Origin of the sequence: Methylocystis borbori, from assembly GCF_036576025.1 — a bacterium.
Classification (GTDB): Bacteria; Pseudomonadota; Alphaproteobacteria; order Rhizobiales; family Beijerinckiaceae; genus Methylocystis; species Methylocystis borbori.
Window position 1 is genome coordinate 78009 of record NZ_JAZHYN010000007.1, and the last position, 21330, is coordinate 99338.

General features: G+C 64.7%; 25 protein-coding genes, 1 tRNA gene and 1 pseudogene. 15 read left to right on the forward strand and 12 right to left on the reverse strand.

Annotation, left to right across the window (positions count from 1 at the left end):
• Nucleotides 1-12 precede the first annotated feature (12 nt).
• From V3H18_RS03985 to V3H18_RS03995, 3 genes are read left to right on the forward strand one after another with little or no spacing between them, the layout of a single operon-like run.
• Nucleotides 13-2295 (forward strand): transglycosylase domain-containing protein, encoded by a 2283-nt coding sequence (locus V3H18_RS03985; protein WP_332080615.1) that lies wholly within the window; start codon nucleotides 13-15, stop codon nucleotides 2293-2295.
• 51 nt (nucleotides 2296-2346) lie between these two features.
• A complete protein-coding gene (locus V3H18_RS03990; RefSeq protein WP_332080616.1) occupies nucleotides 2347-2538 on the forward strand; it encodes a hypothetical protein in 192 nt (63 codons plus the stop codon).
• Nucleotides 2539-2544: 6 nt separating this feature from the next.
• On the forward strand, nucleotides 2545-2679 hold the full coding sequence (locus V3H18_RS03995; protein WP_332080618.1) for a hypothetical protein: 135 nt from the start codon (nucleotides 2545-2547) through the stop codon (nucleotides 2677-2679).
• A 15-nt stretch (nucleotides 2680-2694) separates the two neighbouring features.
• Here V3H18_RS03995 and murA read toward each other — a convergent pair whose 3' ends face one another.
• From murA to V3H18_RS04010, 3 genes are all read right to left on the reverse strand, one after another.
• Nucleotides 2695-3990 (reverse strand): UDP-N-acetylglucosamine 1-carboxyvinyltransferase, encoded by a 1296-nt coding sequence (murA, locus tag V3H18_RS04000; protein ID WP_332080619.1) that lies wholly within the window; start codon nucleotides 3988-3990, stop codon nucleotides 2695-2697.
• Nucleotides 3990-4220, reverse strand: coding sequence for a hypothetical protein (locus V3H18_RS04005; RefSeq protein ID WP_332080620.1), 231 nt, complete (start codon nucleotides 4218-4220; stop codon nucleotides 3990-3992). Before V3H18_RS04005 ends, murA begins: the two co-directional genes overlap by 1 nt.
• Before the next feature lie 64 nt (nucleotides 4221-4284).
• The gene (locus V3H18_RS04010; protein ID WP_332080621.1) at nucleotides 4285-5283 is read right to left on the reverse strand and encodes an AraC family transcriptional regulator; all 999 of its coding nucleotides are present in this window, start codon (nucleotides 5281-5283) and stop codon (nucleotides 4285-4287) included.
• A gap of 125 nt (nucleotides 5284-5408) precedes the next feature.
• Here V3H18_RS04010 and V3H18_RS04015 point away from each other — a divergent pair, with 125 nt between their 5' ends.
• Genes V3H18_RS04015 through V3H18_RS04025 form a run of 3 tightly spaced genes read left to right on the forward strand, consistent with a single transcriptional unit; the run spans nucleotide 5409 to nucleotide 6773 of the window.
• The gene (locus V3H18_RS04015; RefSeq protein ID WP_332080623.1) at nucleotides 5409-5804 is read left to right on the forward strand and encodes a hypothetical protein; all 396 of its coding nucleotides are present in this window, start codon (nucleotides 5409-5411) and stop codon (nucleotides 5802-5804) included.
• A 28-nt stretch (nucleotides 5805-5832) separates the two neighbouring features.
• On the forward strand, nucleotides 5833-6351 hold the full coding sequence (locus V3H18_RS04020; RefSeq protein ID WP_332080624.1) for a DUF2380 domain-containing protein: 519 nt from the start codon (nucleotides 5833-5835) through the stop codon (nucleotides 6349-6351).
• Nucleotides 6348-6773, forward strand: coding sequence for an SRPBCC family protein (locus tag V3H18_RS04025; protein ID WP_332080625.1), 426 nt, complete (start codon nucleotides 6348-6350; stop codon nucleotides 6771-6773). The genes V3H18_RS04020 and V3H18_RS04025 overlap by 4 nt, the downstream gene beginning before the upstream one ends.
• A 4-nt stretch (nucleotides 6774-6777) precedes the next feature.
• On the opposite strand, the gene V3H18_RS04030 is transcribed toward V3H18_RS04025, so the two are convergent.
• Nucleotides 6778-7995 (reverse strand): beta-ketoacyl-[acyl-carrier-protein] synthase family protein, encoded by a 1218-nt coding sequence (locus tag V3H18_RS04030; protein ID WP_332080626.1) that lies wholly within the window; start codon nucleotides 7993-7995, stop codon nucleotides 6778-6780.
• Between the two features lie 174 nt (nucleotides 7996-8169).
• Nucleotides 8170-9054, reverse strand: a complete 885-nt coding sequence (gene galU, locus V3H18_RS04035; RefSeq protein ID WP_332080627.1) for a UTP--glucose-1-phosphate uridylyltransferase GalU — start codon at nucleotides 9052-9054, stop codon at nucleotides 8170-8172.
• 142 nt (nucleotides 9055-9196) lie between these two features.
• On the opposite strand from galU, the gene galE reads away from it, so the two are divergent.
• The 3 genes from galE to V3H18_RS04050 all read left to right on the forward strand — a co-directional run bounded on the left by galE (nucleotide 9197) and on the right by V3H18_RS04050 (nucleotide 11098).
• Nucleotides 9197-10183, forward strand: a complete 987-nt coding sequence (gene galE, locus V3H18_RS04040; RefSeq protein WP_332080628.1) for a UDP-glucose 4-epimerase GalE — start codon at nucleotides 9197-9199, stop codon at nucleotides 10181-10183.
• A 116-nt stretch (nucleotides 10184-10299) separates the two neighbouring features.
• The gene (locus tag V3H18_RS04045; RefSeq protein ID WP_332080629.1) at nucleotides 10300-10638 is read left to right on the forward strand and encodes an ArsR/SmtB family transcription factor; all 339 of its coding nucleotides are present in this window, start codon (nucleotides 10300-10302) and stop codon (nucleotides 10636-10638) included.
• On the forward strand, nucleotides 10631-11098 hold the full coding sequence (locus V3H18_RS04050; protein ID WP_332080630.1) for an SRPBCC family protein: 468 nt from the start codon (nucleotides 10631-10633) through the stop codon (nucleotides 11096-11098). Before V3H18_RS04045 ends, V3H18_RS04050 begins: the two co-directional genes overlap by 8 nt.
• 88 nt (nucleotides 11099-11186) lie before the next feature.
• Here the strand turns inward: V3H18_RS04050 and pap are convergent, their stop codons facing one another.
• Nucleotides 11187-12671: a polyphosphate:AMP phosphotransferase gene (pap, locus tag V3H18_RS04055; RefSeq protein WP_332080631.1), complete on the reverse strand. Its 1485-nt coding sequence runs from the start codon at nucleotides 12669-12671 to the stop codon at nucleotides 11187-11189.
• An 83-nt stretch (nucleotides 12672-12754) separates the two neighbouring features.
• On the opposite strand from pap, the gene V3H18_RS04060 reads away from it, so the two are divergent.
• Nucleotides 12755-12831 (forward strand) — tRNA-Arg (locus tag V3H18_RS04060).
• Between the two features lie 93 nt (nucleotides 12832-12924).
• Here the strand turns inward: V3H18_RS04060 and V3H18_RS04065 are convergent.
• Nucleotides 12925-13548: a lysozyme inhibitor LprI family protein gene (locus tag V3H18_RS04065; RefSeq protein WP_332080632.1), complete on the reverse strand. Its 624-nt coding sequence runs from the start codon at nucleotides 13546-13548 to the stop codon at nucleotides 12925-12927.
• 47 nt (nucleotides 13549-13595) lie between these two features.
• The gene (locus V3H18_RS04070; RefSeq protein ID WP_332080633.1) at nucleotides 13596-14087 is read right to left on the reverse strand and encodes a hypothetical protein; all 492 of its coding nucleotides are present in this window, start codon (nucleotides 14085-14087) and stop codon (nucleotides 13596-13598) included.
• Between the two features lie 469 nt (nucleotides 14088-14556).
• Here V3H18_RS04070 and V3H18_RS04075 point away from each other — a divergent pair, with 469 nt between their 5' ends.
• On the forward strand, nucleotides 14557-15156 hold the full coding sequence (locus V3H18_RS04075; protein WP_332080634.1) for a hypothetical protein: 600 nt from the start codon (nucleotides 14557-14559) through the stop codon (nucleotides 15154-15156).
• 43 nt (nucleotides 15157-15199) lie between these two features.
• On the opposite strand, the gene V3H18_RS04080 is transcribed toward V3H18_RS04075, so the two are convergent.
• Nucleotides 15200-15988, reverse strand: a complete 789-nt coding sequence (locus V3H18_RS04080) for a bestrophin-like domain (RefSeq protein ID WP_332080635.1) — start codon at nucleotides 15986-15988, stop codon at nucleotides 15200-15202.
• A gap of 59 nt (nucleotides 15989-16047) precedes the next feature.
• Nucleotides 16048-16248: a DUF2905 domain-containing protein gene (locus V3H18_RS04085; protein ID WP_332080636.1), complete on the reverse strand. Its 201-nt coding sequence runs from the start codon at nucleotides 16246-16248 to the stop codon at nucleotides 16048-16050.
• Nucleotides 16249-16883: 635 nt separating this feature from the next.
• Between V3H18_RS04085 and V3H18_RS04090 the strand changes: the two genes are divergently transcribed.
• Entirely contained in the window at nucleotides 16884-17567 is a 684-nt protein-coding gene (locus tag V3H18_RS04090) for an alpha/beta hydrolase (protein ID WP_332080637.1), read from the forward strand.
• Between the two features lie 4 nt (nucleotides 17568-17571).
• Here V3H18_RS04090 and V3H18_RS04095 read toward each other — a convergent pair whose 3' ends face one another.
• Complete coding sequence (locus V3H18_RS04095; RefSeq protein WP_332080638.1) at nucleotides 17572-18315, reverse strand: class I SAM-dependent methyltransferase; 744 nt, start codon at nucleotides 18313-18315, stop codon at nucleotides 17572-17574.
• Nucleotides 18316-18443: 128 nt separating this feature from the next.
• On the opposite strand from V3H18_RS04095, the gene gloB reads away from it, so the two are divergent.
• From gloB to V3H18_RS04110, 3 genes are all read left to right on the forward strand, one after another.
• Entirely contained in the window at nucleotides 18444-19220 is a 777-nt protein-coding gene (gene gloB / locus V3H18_RS04100; RefSeq protein WP_332080639.1) for a hydroxyacylglutathione hydrolase, read from the forward strand.
• Nucleotides 19217-19681, forward strand: coding sequence for a cupin domain-containing protein (locus tag V3H18_RS04105; RefSeq protein WP_332080640.1), 465 nt, complete (start codon nucleotides 19217-19219; stop codon nucleotides 19679-19681). Before gloB ends, V3H18_RS04105 begins: the two co-directional genes overlap by 4 nt.
• A gap of 77 nt (nucleotides 19682-19758) precedes the next feature.
• Complete coding sequence (locus V3H18_RS04110; RefSeq protein ID WP_332080641.1) at nucleotides 19759-20598, forward strand: DUF5765 domain-containing protein; 840 nt, start codon at nucleotides 19759-19761, stop codon at nucleotides 20596-20598.
• A 163-nt stretch (nucleotides 20599-20761) separates the two neighbouring features.
• Here V3H18_RS04110 and V3H18_RS04115 read toward each other — a convergent pair.
• Nucleotides 20762-21330: pseudogene (locus tag V3H18_RS04115) on the reverse strand (biotin-dependent carboxyltransferase family protein); the annotation flags it as partial.

Sequence of the window (21330 nt, forward strand, 5' to 3'; positions counted from 1 at the left end):
CGACGCAATCGCATGCCAACAGATGTCGCAACCCCTCATCCGGCTGCTTCGCAGGCGCCCTCTCCCTATGGGAGAGGGTTTGCGCGCGGAATCTCTCTTGCCTTTGCGGCTACGTTCATCGCCACGATCGCCTGGCTCTCGCATGAGGCGCTGGCGCGCGCCGATCTCGTCGCGCCCCGCGCCAGCGCCATCGTCTATGATCGCAACGGCGCATTCCTCACGCAGATCGGCGAGAAGACCCACGATCCCGCGACGGGAAAGCCGCGCGTCGACTATGGCTATTGGCCGATCAAATCGATTCCGGCGCGCGTCGCGCGCGCGACGCTCGCGCTGGAGGATCGCCGCTTCTACGATCATCCCGGCGTCGACGCCCGCGCGCTGCTCAGAGCCGCCTGGCGCAATCTGACGACGCGCGGCAGGCGCGAAGGCGCCTCGACAATCGCCATGCAGGTCGCGCGCATGCAGGGCGAACGGCCCCGCTCCCTCGTTGATAAACTAATGCAGGCCGCGACGGCGCTCGCCATTGTCGCGCGCAACGGCCATGAGGCGACGCTCGCGCATTATCTGCGCCTCGCGCCCTATGGCCTCAACGGACATGGCGTCGCCCATGCGGCGCGCTTTTATTTCGACAAACCGGTGGACGATCTTTCCTGGGCGCAGGCGGCGCTGCTCGCCGCCATTCCGCAATCGCCGGGGCGCATGAACGTCACGCGCGAGAGCGGCCTGTCGCTCGCCGTCGCGCGCGCGCGTTACGCGCTGGCGCGTCTCGAAGAAGAAGGCGCGCTCGACGCGGCGCAAGCGGCGCTGGCGCGCCGCGAACTGGGTCGCTTACGGCCGCTCGACGCCAAGCGCCGTCCCGAGACGCTGCATCTCGCGCTGCGCTACGAAAAGCTCGCGCGCGAGGGCCGCGCGCGTCCGCTCTCCGACGACGATCCGCGCATAAACGCCGCGATCGACTTGAATGTCGAGCGTGACATCGCGCATCTCGCGCGCCGCTATCTTTCGGCCTTTCGCGCGCGCGGCGCGCGGCAGGTCGCCGTCATGGTCGTCGAACGGGGAACGAACGCCGTGATTGCCGATGTCGGCTCGTCCGATTATCGCGATCCGCAGGCCGGCGCTTTCGACTTCACGCGCGTGCGCCGTTCGCCCGGCTCCACGTTGAAACCCTTCATCTATGCGCTCGCTTTCGAGCGCGGCCTTCTCAAGGCGACGGATCTCTTAAACGACATTCCCGAAGGGGCGTCGGGCGTCGGCAACGCCGACGGGCTTTTCCTCGGGCCCTTAACGCCGCGCCAGGCGCTCGCCAATTCGCGCAATGTGCCGGCGACGAATCTCCTGCGCCGGGTCGGGCTTGAGGCGAATTTCCATTTCCTGCGCGAACTCGGGTTGCATGATCTCGAAACGCCGGCGGAGAGCTTTGGGGTCTCGATGGCGATCGGCGCGCTGCCGACGCGGCTTGAAGATCTGATGCGCGCTTACGCCATGCTTGCGGACGACGGCGTCATGCGCGATCTCGCTTTCACGCGCAATGACGCCAAGGGCGCGCCGCGCCGCATGCTCTCGGTCGATAGCGCGCGGCTCGTTACGTCGATGCTTGCCGATCCGCAGGCGCGACTCCCTTCTTTTGCGCGTTACGGACCGCTCGAATATCCCTTCGCCGTCGCGGCGAAGACGGGCACAAGCCAGGGCTATAGAGACGCCTGGACGCTCGCCTTTTCGCATAAATATATCGTCGGCGTGTGGCTCGGACGCGGCGACGCCGGCGCGACGCGCGCCCTGACCGGCGTCGCCTCCGCCGCGCGGCTCGCGCATGCCGCGCTCGTCAAGCTTCATGACGCCAAGCCAGGCGAGATCGCGCCGGAAAATTTCGCGCCGCCGCCCGGGCGCGTCGCCATCGACCTTTGCCGCAGCGACGCGGGCGCCGATTGCGCGCAAACGCTGCGCGAATGGGTGAAGCCCGAAGAGGCAGCGCAAGCCGCAAGCGAAGCGCCCCCTGCGCCGACAGCCCTCGAGACGCAATTAGCCTCAGCGCCGCTCGTCATCGCGACGCCCGAACATAATACGCATATCTGGCGCAATCCGGAACAGCCGGCGAAATTCAACACGCTCGCGTTGAAGCTCGCGCCGATCGGAAACGATACGCAAATCCTTTGGACGATCGACGGCGCGCCCTTCGCAACGGCGCAGGCAGACGAGACCGTGTTCTGGCCGATGACGCCCGGCGCGCATCGCATTCAGGCGCGGCTCGCGCTGGCGCCGGGCGCGTCGCGGCCGGTGAAGATCGTGGTGGAATAGGCCGCATTTCGTGAGGGTCGACGCGACTGCGATTCCTGCTATGATCGAAACATGAAAACGCCTGCGTCAAAGCCCGAGCCGGGTTTTTCTTCCATGGCCGCCATGGCAGAAAACTCGATTCTTGGCGATGAGGAACGCGAAGAGCTGATCGCCTCCCTGAAGGAAGCGGAAGCCGATGTCGCGGCGGGCCGCGTCACGTCGTTCGACAAGAAAAGTTTCAAGGCGCGGTTCATGGCGATCTGATCGCGTATGAACTATCGCGTCGTGATCGCCGCCCGCGCGCAACGGAACATCGACGCTTACAGGATCGACGAAGAGTCCCGCATGGTTCGTGTCCTGCGCATGTGGAACGCCGCCAGAAATCCGCAAGATTTTCGCGCCTGAGCGAGAAGCCTGATCTTACCCCTGCCCGCTGATGCGCTCGATCTCGGCGCCGCAGCCGCGCAGTTTCTTCTCCAGCCGCTCGAAGCCGCGGTCGAGATGGTAAACGCGGTTGATCGTCGTTTCGCCGCGCGCGGCGAGCGCGGCGATGACGAGCGACACCGAGGCGCGCAAATCGGTCGCCATCACCGGCGCGCCTTCGAGATGGTCGGCGCCCGTCACGATCGCCGTATCGCCTTCGAGCTTGATATGCGCGCCGAGCCGCGCAAGCTCCTGCACATGCATGAAACGGTTCTCGAAAATCGTCTCGGTGATGCGCGAAACGCCCTTGGCGCGCGTCATCAGCGCCATGAATTGCGCCTGCAAATCCGTCGGGAAATGCGGGAAGGGCGCGGTCTCGACATCGACAGGCGACAGTCCCGCGCCATTGCGAGTCACCCGCAGGCCCTCATTCGTCTCGCTCACGCTCGCGCCCGCGCGCGCAAGCGAATCGAGCGCCGCCTGCAAGAGATCGGCGCGCGCGCCGGCGAGCAGAACGTCGCCGCCCGTCATGGCCACCGCCATGGCGTAAGTGCCGGCCTCGATACGGTCGGGCATCACCGCATGGCGCGCGCCATGAAGCGAGCCGACGCCTTCGATCTCGATCGTCGACTGACCCGCGCCGGTGATGCGCGCGCCCATCTTCACAAGGCAATCGGCGAGATCGACGATTTCCGGCTCCCGCGCGGCGTTGCGCAGAACGGTCGCGCCGCGCGCGAGCGCCGCGCCCATCAGGGCGGTATGCGTGCCGCCGACGGTGACTTTGGGAAATTCGATCTCGGCGCCGATAAGCCCATCTTTCGCGGAGGCGACGACATAGCCATTCTCAATCTCGATCTTGGCGCCGAGTCTTTCGAGCGCCATGAGCAACAGATCGACGGGACGGGTGCCGATGGCGCAGCCGCCGGGCAGCGATACGCGCGCCTCGCCCATGCGCGCGACGAGCGGCGCGAGCACCCAAAAGCTTGCGCGCATGCGCGACACGAGTTCATAGGGCGCGGTGGTGTCGACGATCTCGCGCGCCGTGAGATGCACGGTGCGGGCGGAATCGACGGTCTCGCCCGGACGTTTGCCGGCGATGGCGTAATCGACGCCGTGATTGCCGAGAATGCGCTCCAGAAGCATTACATCCGCGAGCAGCGGCATGTTTTCGAGCGTGAGCGTCTCGCGCGTCAGCAGCGAAGCGATCATCAACGGCAAGGCGGCGTTCTTGGCGCCGGAAATCGGAATGACGCCATTGAGCTTCGATCCGCCGACGATCTTGATTTTGTCCATTACCCCTCGCTGTCGGTTTTCCCGTCAGAGCCGCCCGCCCTTTGCGCATCTTCGCGCAGCGCCCGCTCGCGCGCCTTGCGGCGGGCGAGATTCGCGCGCAATGCGGCGGCGAGCGCCTCCGCGTTTTTCTTGCCCGCGACTTTCTTGCCCGCAACTTGGCCTTTAGGTTTCGGGCCAGAATCCGCCGCTTTTGGGGCGCCTCGCCCCCGCTCCTCGCTTTCGCCCGTCATTTTGATCGTCGCCCGTAAATATTCACTTTTCCTAGAGCTTTACGTTAAGCGAAACAAGGCCGCCTCACATCTCCCGCACGGCGCCGAGCGCGCCGCGCCGCCAGGCGCGCGGGCTCTCGCCGGTCCAGGCCGAGAAGGCGCGGGAGAAATGCGCGGCGTCCGAATAGCCGAGCTCATAGGCGATGCGCGTAATGGGCGCGTCCCGCGCGGCGAGCAGCGTCCTGGCTTTGGCGAGAAGCACGCGCCGGCGAATAGCCTCGAAGCTTTCGCCTTCTGACGAAAGACGGCGTTGCAGGCTGCGCGCGGAGAGAGCAAGCCGCCGGCGCACATAATCGATCGTGGGACGCCGCTCGAGGAGCGCGAGGCGGATGAGATGTTCGACGCTCGCCGAAAAATCGTCAGGCGCCGGGAGGTCGTCGACGCGGCGGTCGATCGGATCGGCGCCCGTCGGATTTTGATTGCGCAAGAGTTCGGCGGAAAAGATCAGCGCGGCTTTTTCTCCGGCGACGACCTCGCAGCCCAGAATGTCTTCAAGGGCGGCGCGCGCCGGGGGCTTTTGCGGCAACGTCGCGCGCAGCGGCGCGCCGGCGCCGAAACGCTTGAGCGCCTCGACCATATAGCCGAAGGCGAGCAATTCATTCTTCTGGCGTCCGACGGGAACGTCGTCGCAGACTTCATAGGTCCATGCCGCAAGGCGCGCGCCGCATCGCGTCAGGCTCATATGCGTCATGGATTGCAGCATCGATTCCATGCCGCAGTTGCATCTTTCGATGGCGTCGAAAAGCGTCGGCGCTTTCTTCACGCGCAAGCCGAAGAGGCCGAGCCCCTCCATCCCCGCCTGCATGGAGAGGCGTAATGGCAAGGCTTCGTCGTCGAGTTCGCGCGCGGCATGTTCGACAAGCGCGAGCTGGTCGCGGAGCAGAATGAGCTGTTCGGGCTCGTCGATGAGGCGCAGGGGGAGTTCGGCCTTGCGAAAGACGCGCGCGACCGAGCCGCCGGCCCGCGCGACCGCTTCCGCGACCGGCCCCATCGACCGCGCCTTGGTGAATCCGAGAGCGCCCACGACCTCTCCTGCTCCGGCGAAAAATGCGTCTCGCGCGAAACTTCCACCGCTGGCGCGAAATGGCAAGTTTTCCGCTCTGCGGCGCCTAACCTCGGCGCGACTGACTTTTCGAAAGGAGGCGGGCCATGATCGGCTCTCTCGCGCCCCATGCGCAAACATTCCTGCTCGCGCTCGGCGCCTTGACCCTTGTTCTTTTCTCGATCCCCATCGCCCTCGCGCCGCTCTTTTGGGCGCGACTCGTCGGCTGGACAATTCCGCTGGAGCGCGATCTCGCGGTCTATTTTGGCCGCTGTCTCGGCGCCTTCGCGCTCATCTTGAATTTCTTCATGCTTCGCGCCGCATTGACGGGAGAAGCCTTAACGCCGACATTCCAATTCATGGCGATGGTGTGGGGAACGATGATCGTCGTGCATATCGTCGGCGCGATCCAGCGCGTTCAGCCTATTATCGAGACGCTGGAGATCGGCTTCTGGATCGCGCTGGCGCTGCTCACCGGGGCCTTCTGGCCCGTTTCGAGCTGACGAGGGTCGGCGCAGGAAGGAATCGCATATGCCGCACGCACGGAAGACCGCGATCGCCGCAACGACGCTCATCATCGCAACGCTTGCCGGCGCATGGGCTCAAGCCGCCGCGCCGGCGACGATCGCCGTCCTCGATTTCGATTACGTCGACACTTCCGGCGAGGAAAGAGACCAGAAGGATCAGCATGAAGCGCGGCTGCGCGCCTTCGGCGCGGCGCTGCGCCAGGATCTTGGCGCCGACGGCGCTTACAGGGTCGTGACGCTCGATTGCGGTCCCGTTCCCTGCTCGGCGGGACGCATGACGCCGCAAGCGCTTTTCGAAGCGGCGAAAAAGGCGGGCGCGCAATTCATTCTTTACGGCGGCGTGCATAAGATGAGCACGCTCGTGCAATGGGCGCAGGCGCAAATGGTGGATGTGGAAAAAAATCTCCTCATCGACGACCGCACGCTCACCTTTCGCGGCGACGACGACGAATCCTGGCGGCGCGCCGAACAATATCTGGCGCGACAGATTGCGGAAAGCGCGAGAAGGGAGCGGGCGAAATGAATGCGACGGTCAATATAACCAAGCGGCTTGACGCCTCCGCCGAACGCGCCTGGGCGGCGATCGCCGGGATCGGCGGACTCGATCGCTGGTTTCCGATCATCTCCGCCTGCCGCGTCGAAGGCGCCGGCGTCGGCGCCGCGCGCATCATGACATTGACGACTGGCGAAGAAATGCGCGACCGCATCGTCGAAATCGACGCCGACGCGCGTCGTCTGCGCTATGAGCGTTCGCAACATCCCTTTCCGGCGAAGGACTATGCGGGCGTCGTCGAGATTCGCGAAGACGGCGCGTCGCACAGCGTGCTGTCCTGGACGGTGCGCTTCGACGTCGACGCCGAACATCGCGACGAATTGATCGCTCTCATAGAAACCGCCATTTCGGACGGCGTCGACGGGCTCAATAAGGAATTGCGCGGGGCGTGACGGATCAGATCGCGCGAACCGCGAGCGTCGCGTTGATGCCGCCGAAGGCGAAGGAGTTCGACAGCGCGACGCGGATCGGCATTTTGCGCGCTTGGTTGGGAATGGGATCGACCGGGCATTTGGGATCGGCTTCGAGAAAATTGATCGTCGGCGGCGCGATCTGCTCCCTGAGCGCGCTGATGACGATCGCAAGTTCGAGCCCGCCGCTCGCCCCGAGCGCATGGCCATGCACGGGCTTCGTCGAAGAAACCGGCGGCGGCGCGTCGCCGAAGACCTGACGCATCGCCTCGGACTCGGTGATGTCATTGGCGTAGGTCGCCGTGCCGTGAGCGTTGAGATAATCGACGTCTTCCGGCTTCACCCCGGCGCTCTCCAAGGCAAGGCGCATGCAGCGCGTCGGCCCTTCGACATCGGCGCGCAGCGGATCGAAAGCGTCGCTCGTCGTGCCATAGCCCGCGAGTTCGCATAGCGGCGTCGCGCCGCGCGCCGTCGCGCTCTCCAAAGTCTCCAGCATGAAGACCGCGGCGCCCTCGCCGAGCGTCATGCCATTGCGCTTTTGCGAAAACGGCCGGCAGAAATCGGGAGTAAGCACGCGCAGCGCCTCCCAAGCGTGGATGGAGCCATTGATGACGCAAGCCTCGGCGCCGCCGGCGATGGCGCGATCGGCGCGGCCGGCGCGCAGCATCTCGAAGGCCTCGCCGATCGCCTGCGTCGCCGAGGAGCAGGCGGAGGCGAGCGCGAAAGTCGGCCCCTTGGCGCCATAGCGCATGCCGAGCGTCGTCGGCGCAGCGCTCGGAATGAGGCGCGGAACGGTTAGCGTTTCCGGCCGGCGGTTGAGCTTATATTCCTGATAGGCGTTGTTATCGATCGTCATCGCGCCGCCAATGCCGGTGCCGATGACGACCGCCGTGCGCGGCCCGCCCGCCTCCTTGCGCGCAAATCCTGCCTGCGCCAGCGCTTCGTCGGCGGCGACTATGGAGAATTGCGTGAAGGGATCGCAATAGGGCAGCCATTCGGCTTCGATATGCGCCGCCGGATCGAAGTCGGGAACCTGCGCGGCGATTTTGATGCGTCCGGCGTAAGGCCGCTCGAGCTTTAACGGCCGCACGCAAGAAACGCCGTCGCGCGCCGCGCGCCATAAGGCTTGCGCGCCGACGCCGGCGGCCGAAACCGCGCCCATGCCGGTGATGACAATTCTGGGCGCGGCGTTGTGATTCGGCATCAGCGTTCAATCTCCTTAAATTAAATCACGCGCCGCCGCGCGCCGATTCGAAAGTCCTTCAATGGTTTAATGAGAGGCGCGCGCCGCCGTCAAACCTGCGACGCCCGCAACGCGCCAGAGCTTGTGAAATGATCTCTCAAATCATTGTCTTTCATATATTTATACACATCGGCCTTAACCGAGGAGCTTTTTGAGTTCGGCGCGCAAGCCCTCGGCGACGTCCTCGCGCGCAAGGCCGAAGGCGACATTGGCGGTAAGAAATCCAAGCTTCGAGCCCGTATCATAGGTCCGCCCGTCGAAGCGCACGCCATGAAAGGGCCGCGTCTTGGCGAGCGCGATCATCGCGTCGGTGAGCTGAATCTCGCCGCCGGCGCCCTTCTCTTGCTTTTCGAGCAGCGCGAAAATCTCCGGCTCCAGAATATAGCGGCCGGAGATAATGAAATTGCTCGGCGCCGTTCCCTGCGGCGGCTTCTCGACCATGCCGGTGATCTCAAAAGTCGCGCCGTAATCCTTTCCGCGCGCGACGACGCCATATTGATGCGTCTCTTCGGGCTTTACCTCCTCGACGGCGATGATGTTGCCGCCATGCTTCTCATAGGCCGCGACCGCCTCGGCAAGGCAACGCGCGCTTTTGCCGGCGGCGGGCAGCGTGATCATGTCGGGCAGCAGCACCGCGAAAGGCTCGTCGCCGATAATGTCGCGCGCGCACCACACCGCGTGACCGAGGCCGAGCGGCGCCTGCTGGCGGGTGAAGCTTGTCGCGCCCGCCGCCGGGAGATCGGACATCAGCGCGTCATATTCCTTGGTCTTGTTGCGCCGACGCAGCGTGTCCTCGAGTTCATAGGCCATGTCGAAATGGTCTTCGATCGCATCCTTGCCGCGCCCGGTGACGAAAACGAAATGCTCGATTCCCGCCTCGCGCGCCTCATCCACGACATGCTGGACGACCGGCCGATCGACGACGGTGAGCATTTCTTTGGGCACCGCCTTGGTGGCGGGAAGGAAACGCGTGCCGAGACCGGCGACGGGAAACACAGCCTTGCGTATGCGCTTGCTCATTGAGGATCCGTTTAGGAGATTGGACGGCGGAAACGCCATGCCACGCCGCCCCGGCGGTAGCGGATAAGCGGGACGGACGCAAATCTTAGGTTTGCGGCGTCAATTTCGGGTAAGGACGCGGAGAGGATCGGGCGAGGCGACGATGACGGTTCTGGTGACGGGCGGCGCGGGCTATATCGGCAGTCATACGGTTCTCGAACTCCTCGACGCCGGCGAAAGCGTCGTCGTCATCGACGATCTTTCGACCGGGTTCCGCTGGGCGGTTCCCGCCGGCGTTCCGCTCGTCGTCGGCGATTTCGGCGACGACAGCCTTCTCGCCGAGACCATCGCCAGCCATGACGTGGACGAGATCATCCATTTCGCGGCGAAGATCGTCGTGCCCGACTCCGTCGCCGATCCGCTCGGCTATTATCTCAACAATACGGCGAAAGCGCGCACGCTGCTCGCGAGCGCGGTGAAGACCGGCGTGACGCGCTTCATATTCTCCTCGACCGCCGCCGTCTATGGCGATCCGCTGCGCCAGCCGGTGACGGAGGATGAGCCTTTAAAACCCGTCTCGCCTTACGGGCGCTCCAAGCTCATGGTCGAATGGATGCTGGAGGATACGGCGCGCGCGCATGGCCTTTCTTATGTGGCGCTGCGCTATTTCAACGTCGCCGGCGCCGATCCGAAGGGACGCTCCGGACAATCGTCGGCGAGGGCGACGCATCTCATCAAGGTCGCGGCGCAAACCGCCATCGGGCTGCGCCCCAAGCTGGAAGTCTTCGGAACGGATTATCCGACGCCGGACGGCTCTTGTCTGCGCGACTATGTCCAGGTCACCGATCTCGCCCGCGCCCATCTCGACGCCCTGCGCTATCTGCGCGCCGGCGGCGCCAATCTCACCGCCAATTGCGGCTATGCGCGGGGCTTTTCGGTTCTCGAAGTCATAGAGTCGGTGAAGCGCGTCTCGGGCGTCGATTTCCCGGTCGAATATGCGGCGCGTCGGCCGGGCGACCCGGCGGCGATCGTCGCCGCCAACGACCGCATCCGCGCGGCGCTCGGCTGGACGCCGCAATTTGACGATCTCGACGAGATCGTGCGCCAGGCGCTCGCCTGGGAACGGCGTCTCCAGGAGCGCCCTCTTTAAGCGCCTCTTCAATATTCGGCGCGACCAGCATGGCTTTTTACGGGCCGCGCCACAACGCTTAAGGCATCATTTAAGTTTTTTCTTGCGCGCGCCGGCGGGTCGCGATACTTAAACGAATGCCTAAGCATTCGGCGAAGCTCGATCTCATGTTCACGGCGCTCGCCGATCCGACGCGGCGGGCGATCGTCGAACGCCTTGCGCATGGGCCGGCGAGCGTCAGCGAATTGGCCAAGCCGCTGAAAAGATCGCTGCCCGCGGTCGTTCAGCATTTGCAGTTGCTCGAACAGAGCGGGCTCGTGACAAGCCGAAAGGTTGGGCGCGTGCGCACCTGCCGCATCCAGCCGAAACGGCTGGACGTCGCGCAGGCTTGGCTCGCCCAGCAACGCGCCCATTGGGAGGCGCGTTTCGATCGATTGGACGCCTTCTTGCAAAAGGGTGAGGAAAAAAATGACTGATCAAAGGCTCGATCTGGAAATTTCCCGCTTTGTGAACGCCCCGCGCGCCCGCGTTTGGAAGGCGTGGACCGATCCGGCGCTGCTCCAGGAATGGTGGTGCCCGCGACCCTGGAAGACTGAACTGCGCGCTTTCGAACTCCGGCCCGGCGGCGCCTTTCATACTTTCATGAGCGGACCCGACGGCGGCGAGAGCGACAATCCGGGCTGCTTTCTCGACATAGCGCCGCAGGAACGGATCGTCTTTACTTCGATGTTGAAGGGCGGCTGGCGTCCTGCGTCGCCCTGGATGGCCTTTACGGCGATCGTGACCATGGAAGACGAAGGCGCCGGCACGCGCTATGTCGCGCGCGTCATGCACAAGGACGACGCCGAGCGCCAGCGTCACGAGGAACTAGGATTCTTCGACGGCTGGGGCATATGCATCACGCAGCTCGAAGAGGTGGCGCGGAATATTCCCTGACGAGCAATGCAGTTCATTTGCCTGCTTGTCGCGTCATTCCCGACGCGCCGAAGGCCTGATCGGGAATGACCGCGACCAGCGCACCTCGCTACTTCTCCAGCCGCTCGACGATGGCGCGCAAGACTTTCAGCCGCGCGAATTTCTTGTCGTTCGCCTCGATCAGCGTCCAGGGCGCGTGACGCGAACTCGTGCGGTCGACCATGTCGGTCGTCGCCTGTTCGTAGAGCGCCCATTTCTCGCGATTGCGCCAGTCGTCCGGCGTGAGCTTGTAGCGCTTAAAGGGTTTCGCCTCGCGATCCTCGAAACGCCGCAACTGCTCGTCCTGCGAAATGGCGAGCCAGAGCTTCACGACGATATAGCCCGCCTCATGCAACTGCCGCTCGAAATCGTTGATCTCCTGATAGGCGCGCATCCAATCGTCCCGGGAGGCGAAGCCTTCGACGCGCTCGACGAGCACGCGCCCGTACCAGCTTCGATCGAAAATCGCCACGTCCCCCCGGCGCGGAATATTGCGCCAGAAGCGCCAGAGATACGGCCGCGCGCGCTCTTCGTCGGTCGGCGCCGCGACGCCATGAACGCGGAAGCGGCGGGGATCGAGCGCCTCGCGCACGCGGCGGATGGCGCCGCCCTTGCCCGCGGCGTCATTGCCCTCGAAAACGAGCACGAGCCCCTTGTCGCGGAAGGATTTCGCCGTCGTCGCGGCGGTGAGCCGGCGCTGCAGCGCGCGCAATTCCGCGCCATAGGCGTCGGGATCGGCCTTTTGCGTGAGATCGAGCGCGGAGGCGACGCTCGGGCGCGGCAGGGCAAGATCGGGCGCGGCCACGGCGAGGGTTCGCGCGGCGATCGCCTGCGCGGTCGAAGAGGCGCGGGCCAATGTCTGCAACAGCAGATCGCCGACCGCCGCGTCGCGATAATGCGGGTCGTCCGCCGGCACGACGGCCCAGGGCGCGTCCCCTGTCGAGGTCATTTCGATCATTTCGAGCGCCGCTTCGTTGAGGCGCGCGCGCTCCTTGGCGGTGTCGATCTCCTCCCATTCGAGCACGACGGGGCGGCGCATGGCGCCGTCGGCCTGCCGTAGGCCGGCGAGGCGGCGGCGGGCTTCGCGATCGTCGAGATAGAGCCAGATTTTCAAAAGATACACGCCCTCGAGGCGCAACATTTCCTCGACGCGGTTCATCTCCTCCAGCGTGTTGCCGTAGGCGACCCGATCGAGCCGGCCGAGGGCGCGATTGCGCAGCGCCCGGTGATGCCACGAGCCGAGCACGAGGCCGATCCGCCCCTTGGGCGGCACGTCGCGCCAATAGCGCCAAGCGCCGGGCCGCGCCCGCTCCTCGTCCGTCGGCGGCCCATAGGAAAGCGTCTCGACGAAATGATCGTCGAGCCAGTCATAGAGGCGATTGACGACCTCGCCCTTGCCGGCGCCGTCCGAGCCGTTGATGAGGACAACGGTCGCCGCGCGTTTTTGCTCGGCGAGTTCGAATTGGGCGTTGAGCAGGCTTTCGCGCAGCTTCGTCTCGAAGAGAGCGAAATCCTCCTTGGTCATGGCGTGCGGCAGCCGCGCGGATTCGAACATGGGCCCCTCCCCGCCGGCCCCAGCCCAAAGGCGCGCGGCGGAATTTTTCAAATGCGCGCGCTATGCTAGAGAGGGACGCGCGCGGTCCCGTAGCTCAGCAGGATAGAGCAGCGGTTTCCTAAACCGAAGGTCAGGGGTTCGAATCCCTTCGGGACCGCCATTCCGAGCCGACGGGCGCCTCGCCCCGGCCAGCGAGAAGCCGATTTTCGTCCCGAGCGCCGAGCGACGTCTTTCCGAGCGACCGCAAGACGCGTCATCCGCCGTTCGAGTCTGCGATCTGCTGCTCGAGCCAGATCGCTTGCTCCGCGGTCGCGCTCTTCATGCACTCGCTGCCTTCTATGATCGCGATCGTCCCGCTCGGCTCTTGCCTTGCGCAGAGTTCGTCCCGATAGGCGAGCCATGCCCGCTCGAGCTTGCGGCGCCCTGCGCAGATCGAGGCGCCGCCGCACTTAGCCATCCACGCTTTGTAGGCGGCGTTGAGACGTTCTTCCCAGACTCTCAGTTCGCGCCGCGCGCACTCCGCGAGGCCCATTGTCGACCCGTTGTCGGGAACGTCCTGGCAGGGGTCGCTGACGACGCCGATACAGCTCGAACGATTGATTCGCGCCGGCTTCGCGGCCAGCGCGGCAATCCAGCCGGCGGCGTCTATTTTTTCTTCCTTGGGCGGGACGGCCGCCTCCCGCGCCGCCGTATCCTGGGCCTGGCGCTTCTTGTCGGCCTCGACGGCGAGTTTCAGACATGTCGCCACCGCGGCGCGATCCTTAGGAGTCGCCTTTTCGTCTTCTTGGGCGGACGCCGGCCCGGCCGCGCCCGACAGGATCGCCGCGCAGCAATAACAGACGGCCGCACGCCGCACGATTTCGGATCCAACGATCATCCGTTCTTCCTTTTCTCGTCGAACAACGCGGCGTCGCGCTCGATCCGCTATTGAACGAACGCAGCGACCTTGAGGCTCCATGTCCAGCGTTGGCGGGGAACCTTGCAGTCGCCGATCGGCGCGTCGCCGCAGGTTCCGTTGGGGGGACGGGTCTCGAGCGCATAGACGAGGCGCTGCGATCCCTTGGAGAAGCCCTTGACCGTGCTGTCGGGACCGTCGGCGTCGAAATCGGGAATATATGTCCAGTCCGCCAGCGTCGCATCGAGGCGCTTCTGAACATCGTCAAGAAATTTCGCCTTCAGGCCGGTCGCCGTTCCCGATATCAGGCAGGCGTTTCCGCGAATGCTGGTGAGGAAATCCGGCCGCCCCGTCTTCGTCGTCACCGGAATTTTTGCAGCCTCGCCGATCTTCCCGGCGATCGCTTCGCAATCATTCGCCGCGAGGGGCGTTACGCTTTGCTCGGCCGCGACCGCGGAACCGCCGGTCGCGGCCGCGATCGCCATCGATACGGCGACCGCGCCATGCAAGATCGGGCTCAAGAATCCGCCACCCCTCTTACGCCCCTTGAGCAAGCTCAAGGGATTGCGTGGCGGCCTCGACCATAAGCGCAAGCTTTGAAACGATGGATAGCAATCCGCGTAGCGCATGGAGCCCCCCGAAGCGCCCCGATCATGTGAACCCGGACCGCCCGGATAAATCCCGAGCGGGAGAAATTTGGCGCTTTTTCCGGCGTTCTGGCAAGAGCGGCGGGCGGCGCGCGCTTTTGCCGGCGCCTGGAATCTTGAAAGTCGATCGGACCTGGGCCATGTCCGATCAGGTCCCCACAAAACAGGCGCGCCCAAGTCGGCTTCTGACGTAAAGCGAATTCAAGCCGAACCGCCATACACACGCTCGCCATACATGGACGGCAATCTCCGTCGCCTTATCTGACAATTCTGGTCGCATCGGGTAACTTTGCTCTCGCAAGTCGCGGCGTGTGACTGGCGAGAGAATCGCTTGGAGGTGAAATTGTCCGACAATCCCCGTCTCAAGGCCGGCGCTGACCTTGAGCGCGAAAAACTGGGGCGCGAAGAATTGCTCGCTCTCCTGCGGGATGTGACCGAGCAGCGCGACAAACTGCTTTCCCAATTTGAAGGCATGGCGCTCCAAGTCGACGAGTCGAGTCGAGAAATCGCCGCCGATCTGCTGGAGGCGCAGCGCAACGCCAAGAAGGCGGAGGCGAGCGAGCATCACGCGGAGCAGGAAGCGACGCACGCCAGCGAGCTTTCGCGCCAGCTCGACGAAGAGCGCCGCAAGAGGGCCGAGATCGCCGCGGAATTGGCCCGTTTTCGCGATGCGGCGGAACACGCGCCGGTTGAAGATCCTTGGGGCGTCTTATGCGGCGCGGTTTCGCAGATCCTCAGCGACTGGATCGCCTGGGCGCGGGCGAAAATCCCGCCCGACAGCGCGCTATTGCCCTGGTTCGACCGCGCGGTCGAATTGACGAAAACAGCGGTTTGCCTCGCCTTGAAATGGGGCAAGGCTTTCTTCGAATGGGCGAAGCCGCGCGTCATCGACCTATGGAAATGGCTCAAAAGCGAAGTCGCGCGGCGCACGAGCAAGGAATAGCGCGATTTTCATGGGCTGCGGAACGCCAGAAGCGACCTTTCGCTCACCGTTCCGTGGTCAATAGTCCGACCGCCGATTCGATGGGCTCCGAACTGACCGTTATCCCTCCGTTGAAGGGATTGTCGAGCGCGACGATGAGAAAGACGACCGAGCCCAGAAACAGCGCCATCGCGCCGCTGAGAATGAGATGGACATGAAGGTCCATGTCGAAGAGGCACATTAATCCGAGCAGCAGGAGAGAGCCGAGACAGACGACATGCCATAGCTGCGGCGGTATGCCGGCGTCGTCGGCGGCGATCAGATAGCGGCGATGTTCGACGAGCGTATTCAGCCGAGTGAAGGTCTCGGTCTGAACGGCCTCCTCGCTCTTTCGCGTCGGCTGAAACTCCATGACCTGCGCAAAGAGCGCCATCAATCGCGGCGACACTGAAAGAGACTCCTTCGGCTTGTCGGGGGCCGGATGCACGGCGTCGACGGCTTCGCGCGCATATTGGCGCAACTTCTCCTGCAGCTCGTCGCGCGTTGGCCGCGGATAGCCCTCGAAGTCGTGATGGAGCGCCGCGAGGGTGGAAGCTTCCTTCGAGACAATGTCCCCGACGTTCGAGAAATCTTGATAGGCCTCGACCGCGAGCAGACCGAGCAGAATGCCGTAGATCGTCGAAAAGGCCGCCAGCGTGAGGCCGATCATCTCATTGGCGCTGCGCCGGCCATGGAGCCAGTTCCGCACGAAGCCGTGATGCAGAACGACCCCGATCCACGTCAGGACCAGAAAGCCGCCGCAAAACAAGGCCGCCATTTCCATCACGGAGAGATGTTTAAAAAACGCCGGCAAGCGCGCCTCCTTTTTTTTGCGGCATTTGAACGGGGCTTGCGTCGATTTGTCAAAGCGCCTTATCGGCCGAACAGCCAGAACAGCAGGCTCGCGATCAGGCTGAGCAGCAGCGACGTTCCAAGCGGCAGATAGATGCGCAAATTGCCGCGCTCGATGGCGATGTCGCCCGGCAAACGTCCCAGCCCCCATCGCTCGCCGACCATCCAAACAAGCCCGACGCCGATGAGCAGCGCGCCGGCGAGAATAAAAATCTTGGCCATTGCCGCACTCCTTAGACAGGATCGCTCGAGATAAAAACGCGCGCCGTTTCCGTCGAGACCGATCTCATGGCGGACTTGTGGCGCGCTCGCGCTTCGAGGCGTTATTTCGCGCCCTCGCGCGGATCCGCCAGGGCGAACGGCGCGCCGTTTCGCGCCCGGCGCGTCAGGCGACATATTGTCGCGAAGCGGGGATTCGCAAGGCGCGGCGCTTGACCCACGGCGGCCGCGCGGATACCTGCGCTCGACGATTGGATTAAACGCTCGTTACGCGCTGCAGGCTGCGGCGAAGCGACGCAATCTCGTCGGATTGGCGGCGCATGGCGCGCCTCTTGCGGAGCCTGTCCGAGACGCAGGCCGCGCGAAAATGCTCAACGCACACGTCTCCGTCTTGACCGTCGCAGCGGAAGCGATCGCCTGCGCGCAGCGTTTGCGCGCGACTAAGAGGGTTGTTGATGAGGCCGGACCATATTTATATCGCCATGACGATGGTGAAGCACGGAACGCTCGCCGCGGCCTGCATCTACGCGTATAAAATCGTCGCCTTTTTCGCCAAAACAATGTAGCCGGCCGGGGCCGTTGCGCCGCCGCAAGCCTTCGCGCATAAGCTTTTCCTCAAACGAACGAGGAAGATGCGCATGGCGACGATCGACGGTCCGAGAGTTCAGGCGAAATCCGGCAAACCGAGACAGCTCGTCGTCTTTCTGCACGGCTACGGCGCCGACGGCGCCGATCTCATCGAGATCGGCCGCCAATGGCGCGCCTTTCTCCCCGACGCCGATTTCGTCGCGCCCCACGCGCCCGACCGCTGCGCCGCCTCGCCCATGGGACGGCAATGGTTTCCCCTCACCATGCGCGACACCGAGGAGCGCTGGCGCGGCTGCGTCGCCGCCAAGCCGACGCTCGACGCCTTTCTCGACGCCGAACTCGCCAAACGCGGATTCGACGACAGCGCGCTCGCTCTCGTGGGCTTCAGCCAGGGCACGATGATGGCGTTGCATACGGGCCTGCGCCGCAACCGGCCCCCGCGCGCGATTCTCGGCTATTCAGGCATTCTCGTCACAGGGCCGGGGCACGCCGGCGAAGCGCCCTCCCCTTACGAAAAGCCGCCGGCGATTTTGCTCGCCCATGGCGAAGAAGATGAGGTGATTCCGGTCGAGGCGCTGATGATGTCCGCCAACGCCCTCGCCGAACAGGGCGTCCCGGCGCAATGGCATCTCTCGGCGCATATCGGCCATGGCATCGACGAGACCGGGCTCGTCCATGGCGGCCTTTTCCTGGCGCAATCCTTCGGCGTGAAAGTCGCCTTCGCCCGGCGCTGATTTCCTAAACGCCCTCCAGACCCGCTTCGGCGCCCGCCGGCTCCAGCGCCGGATCGAGCTCGATCGGGACGCGGCGCACGGCGCGGCGCGCGACCGGGCGGTAAAGCTGCTTCGTCGCCTCCACCACATGCACGCCGCCGCCCGGGAGCGAGAAGCGGCCGGCGATGCGCTCGAACGCCGGCGCCGAGCTTAAGAAGGAGACGCGTTGGAACGGCGGCACATAAAGCGCCTCGCCCCAGAACACCGGCAGGAATTGCGTCTGCTGCAAAAGCTCCTGCAACTGGCCGCGCGAATAGGGATGGCCCTGGCCAAAGGGGGTCGTGTCCACCCGCGCCCAAAGGCCGGTGCGGCTCGGCGCGATGATAATAAGGCGCCCGCCAGGCGACAGAATGCGCCAGACTTCCTCGATCAGATCGCGCGGATGCTCGTCGATCTCCAACGCATGGACGAGCAGAATCCGGTCCATGCTGGCGTCGGGAAGCGGGGTCATCGACGGTTCGACGAGCGCCGAGGCCGAGCGGCCGTCGAGCGGCCAATGCACCACCCCCTGCGTCGCCGGCATGAAGGCGAGAACCCGCTGCGCTTTCTCGCGAAAATCGTCGAGATAGGGCGTGGCGTAGCCAAGGCCGAGCACGCAAAGGCCGGCATGGTCCTCCCAACGGCTGCGCAGCAGCCGCGACACCAGCCGGCGCGCCACCTGGCCCAAAGGAGTGTCGTAAAAGGCTCTTAGATCGACGACGTCCAGCATGGCGCGATCATCGACGCAATCGGTTGGCGGCGCAAGACGCCCGGCCGCGTTACGCCAGCGCAAAAGCGCGCGCGCCTATCGCCTTCTTGCGTCAGGCGTTATGATGGAGGCTCGCTCCGGGAGGGCCCATGGGTTTGGACGTCGCGCAGTTCATCTGCCTCAACGATAATTTCGGCCTCATCGCGCATGACTCCGAAACCGGCGCGACGGCGAGCGTCGACGCGCCCGACGGCGACGCCATCGCGCGCGAGGCGGACCGGCGCGGCTGGCCCTTGACGCATCTGCTGCTGACGCATCATCACGCCGACCATGTGCAAGGCGCGCGGACGCTCAAGGAGCGCTTTCCGCAAATGAAGATCATCGGCGCCGCCAAGGACGCGCACCGCCTGCCGCCGCTCGATGCGGCCGTCGAAGACGGCGATGTCGTTGAGGTCGGCGCCACGCGCGCGCGCGTCATCGAAACGCCCGGCCATACGCTCGGCCATATCGCCTATCATTTCGCGAAGGACGGCGTTCTCTTCGTCGGCGATACGCTGTTTTCGCTGGGGTGCGGGCGCGTCTTCGAGGGCACGATGGAGATGATGCGGCGCTCGCTCGAAAAGCTCGCTCATCTTCCCCCCGAGACCCGCATCTATTGCGGCCATGAATATACGCAGGCCAACGCCAGATTTGCGCTCACCGTCGATCCCGACAATCCGGCGCTGCGCGAACGCGCGGACAATGTCGTCGCGTTGCGGCGCGAGGGAAGATTCACCTTGCCGACGACCATCGCGCTGGAGAACGCGACCAATCCTTTCCTGCGCGTCGACGACGCGCGCGTGAAGGCCGCCATGGGCATGGGAAACGCCAATCCGCTCGCGGTCTTTTCCGAAATGCGCGAACGCAAGAATAATTTCGCCGCATGAACCCGGATCTTTCCGCCGAAGAGGTCGTGCGGCTCCTCAATCTCGCGCCGCACCCCGAGGGCGGCTTCTACCGAGAGACCTTCCGCGACGCCGTGCTGATCGACCGCCGGCGCGCCGCCTCGACGGCGATTTATTATCTCTTGCCCGTCGGCCGGATTTCCGCCTGGCACCGGGTCGACGCCGCCGAAATCTGGCATTTCTACGCCGGCGCAAGCCTTGAACTGAAGCTCTCGACGGATGACGCCGAAGCGCAAATCCTGCGCCTCGGCCCTGATCTTACGGCGGGCGAGCGGCCGCAGGCGATCGTCCCGGCGCGCGTCTGGCAGTCGGCGCGGAGCCTCAGTGCGCATCCGCAAGGCTGGACGCTTGTCGGCTGCACCGTCGCGCCCGCCTTCGAATTCGCGGGCTTCGAACTCGCCGGAGCGGATTTCGCGCCCGTGGAGCGCGCCTTCGAGCCCTGACGGCGCGACCCGCCGGGACTTTGACCCGCCCGGCGGATAGTGTATCGGGTCGCAGACAATAATGAGGAAACACCCCAATGTGCTGGAGCGGAGAGGCGTCGACGGTATTGGCGGCGACGGGAATAGCCGGCGCGGCCTATTCGGCGCTGAAAAAAAATCCCGAGCCGCCCGCGCTGTGGATCTGCCTTCTTTATTTCGCCAGCATGGAGTCGTTGCAGGCGGTCGCCTATTCGGTCCTGGACCAATGCGACTCGCCGCTCAATCAGATGATGACCATGTTCGGTTATCTCCATATAACTTTTCAGCCTTTTTTCATTAACGCCGTCGCGCTCTATTTCATGCCCAAGGACAGCGCCAGGATCATCGCGCCCTGGGCCTATTTCGGCTGTTTTGTCGTCGCCATCGCCATGCTGATCCAGCTCTATCCCTTCTCCTGGGCGGGCCATTGCGCCTTGGGCCGGCCGCTATGCGGCGACGTGCTCTGCACGGTGCGCGGCGAATGGCATATCGCCTGGCTGCTGCCGACGAACGGCATCGGCAACTCCATGGCCGACAACGCCTATCTCGGACGCGGCTATCTCGGCTATCCGGTGATGTCCTTCTTCATTCCCTCGCTTTATGGAAGCTGGCGCTTCATCCTGTTCTCCTGGGTCGCCGGCCCGTTCCTCGCGAGCCTGACGACGAGCAACATCAACGAATGGCCGGCGGTCTGGTGCCTCTTCTCGATCGGCCTTGTGCTCGCCATCATCAAGACGCCGCTGCGCTATCACCTGCATGTCGGCGATCCCTGGTGGATGATGCTCTACAAATGGTGGAAGCGGCGCAAAGCGGCGAAGGCGAAAGCCGCCGCCCTGGCGCTCGCGGGGCCGGTCGAACCCGCGGCGCTCGTCGCCGAGGTCAAGGAGCCTGCGGAATAATTAGTCTCTCGCGCCGACTTGCCCGAATGTCATTCCCGACGCGCGCAAAGCGCGCGATCGGGAATCCAGAATCATGACGAAGATCTCGGATGTCGCTCTGGATTCCCGGTCAGGCCTTCGGCCTGCCGGGAATGACGCGGCGAGATAAATTGCTCCGTCTGCATCAGTCTTTGGCGCTGACGACGCCGCCGACGAGATTTTCGGCGAGGAGCGACTCGCTCGTCAGATCGCGCATGAGCGGCGCGCGTTCGGCGCCCGCCTCGATCGCGGCGCGATAGGCGCGCCGCGCGGCGACCGCCTCTTCCCAGGTCACGGACGCGAAACGCAGCGATTCCCCCGGCCGCAATTGCGCGAGCCGCCCCAGATCGGCTCCGATCACCGTCGCGATTTTCGGATAGCCGCCAGTCGGCTGGCGGTCGGCCATGAGCGCGAGCGGCATGCCGTCGCCCGGAATCTGGATCGCGCCCATCGCCACCCCATCGGAGACGATGTCATGTCCGCGCCGATGCGCGATTGGCGGGCCTTCGAGGCGGTAAGCCATGCGGTCGCTGCGCGCGCCGAGGCGCCAGCGGGCGTTCAGAAAAGCCTCGATCGCCTCATGCGCAAAATAATCGTCCTGGGGCCCGAGCAGCACGCGGATCGCCGCGTCGCTCGGCGCGAGCCAGGGCGCGATGAGCGCCTGCGGCTCGGAAGGCGACGCGGCGACGTCATGGAGCGCCAGCGCGTCGCCGC

What these genes read in the sequence shown, in the direction of transcription:
- V3H18_RS03985 (WP_332080615.1), top strand. Translation starts at nt 13, where the DNA reads ATGCCAACAGATGTCGCAACCCCTCATCCGGCTGCTTCGCAGGCGCCC.
- V3H18_RS03990 (WP_332080616.1), top strand. Translation starts at nt 2,347, where the DNA reads ATGAAAACGCCTGCGTCAAAGCCCGAGCCGGGTTTTTCTTCCATGGCC.
- V3H18_RS03995 (WP_332080618.1), top strand. Translation starts at nt 2,545, where the DNA reads ATGAACTATCGCGTCGTGATCGCCGCCCGCGCGCAACGGAACATCGAC.
- murA (WP_332080619.1), bottom strand. Translation starts at nt 3,990, where the DNA reads ATGGACAAAATCAAGATCGTCGGCGGATCGAAGCTCAATGGCGTCATT.
- V3H18_RS04005 (WP_332080620.1), bottom strand. Translation starts at nt 4,220, where the DNA reads ATGACGGGCGAAAGCGAGGAGCGGGGGCGAGGCGCCCCAAAAGCGGCG.
- V3H18_RS04015 (WP_332080623.1), top strand. Translation starts at nt 5,409, where the DNA reads ATGATCGGCTCTCTCGCGCCCCATGCGCAAACATTCCTGCTCGCGCTC.
- V3H18_RS04020 (WP_332080624.1), top strand. Translation starts at nt 5,833, where the DNA reads ATGCCGCACGCACGGAAGACCGCGATCGCCGCAACGACGCTCATCATC.
- V3H18_RS04025 (WP_332080625.1), top strand. Translation starts at nt 6,348, where the DNA reads ATGAATGCGACGGTCAATATAACCAAGCGGCTTGACGCCTCCGCCGAA.
- V3H18_RS04030 (WP_332080626.1), bottom strand. Translation starts at nt 7,995, where the DNA reads ATGCCGAATCACAACGCCGCGCCCAGAATTGTCATCACCGGCATGGGC.
- galU (WP_332080627.1), bottom strand. Translation starts at nt 9,054, where the DNA reads ATGAGCAAGCGCATACGCAAGGCTGTGTTTCCCGTCGCCGGTCTCGGC.
- galE (WP_332080628.1), top strand. Translation starts at nt 9,197, where the DNA reads ATGACGGTTCTGGTGACGGGCGGCGCGGGCTATATCGGCAGTCATACG.
- V3H18_RS04045 (WP_332080629.1), top strand. Translation starts at nt 10,300, where the DNA reads ATGCCTAAGCATTCGGCGAAGCTCGATCTCATGTTCACGGCGCTCGCC.
- V3H18_RS04050 (WP_332080630.1), top strand. Translation starts at nt 10,631, where the DNA reads ATGACTGATCAAAGGCTCGATCTGGAAATTTCCCGCTTTGTGAACGCC.
- pap (WP_332080631.1), bottom strand. Translation starts at nt 12,671, where the DNA reads ATGTTCGAATCCGCGCGGCTGCCGCACGCCATGACCAAGGAGGATTTC.
- V3H18_RS04065 (WP_332080632.1), bottom strand. Translation starts at nt 13,548, where the DNA reads ATGATCGTTGGATCCGAAATCGTGCGGCGTGCGGCCGTCTGTTATTGC.
- V3H18_RS04085 (WP_332080636.1), bottom strand. Translation starts at nt 16,248, where the DNA reads ATGGCCAAGATTTTTATTCTCGCCGGCGCGCTGCTCATCGGCGTCGGG.
- V3H18_RS04090 (WP_332080637.1), top strand. Translation starts at nt 16,884, where the DNA reads ATGGCGACGATCGACGGTCCGAGAGTTCAGGCGAAATCCGGCAAACCG.
- V3H18_RS04095 (WP_332080638.1), bottom strand. Translation starts at nt 18,315, where the DNA reads ATGCTGGACGTCGTCGATCTAAGAGCCTTTTACGACACTCCTTTGGGC.
- gloB (WP_332080639.1), top strand. Translation starts at nt 18,444, where the DNA reads ATGGGTTTGGACGTCGCGCAGTTCATCTGCCTCAACGATAATTTCGGC.
- V3H18_RS04105 (WP_332080640.1), top strand. Translation starts at nt 19,217, where the DNA reads ATGAACCCGGATCTTTCCGCCGAAGAGGTCGTGCGGCTCCTCAATCTC.
- V3H18_RS04110 (WP_332080641.1), top strand. Translation starts at nt 19,759, where the DNA reads ATGTGCTGGAGCGGAGAGGCGTCGACGGTATTGGCGGCGACGGGAATA.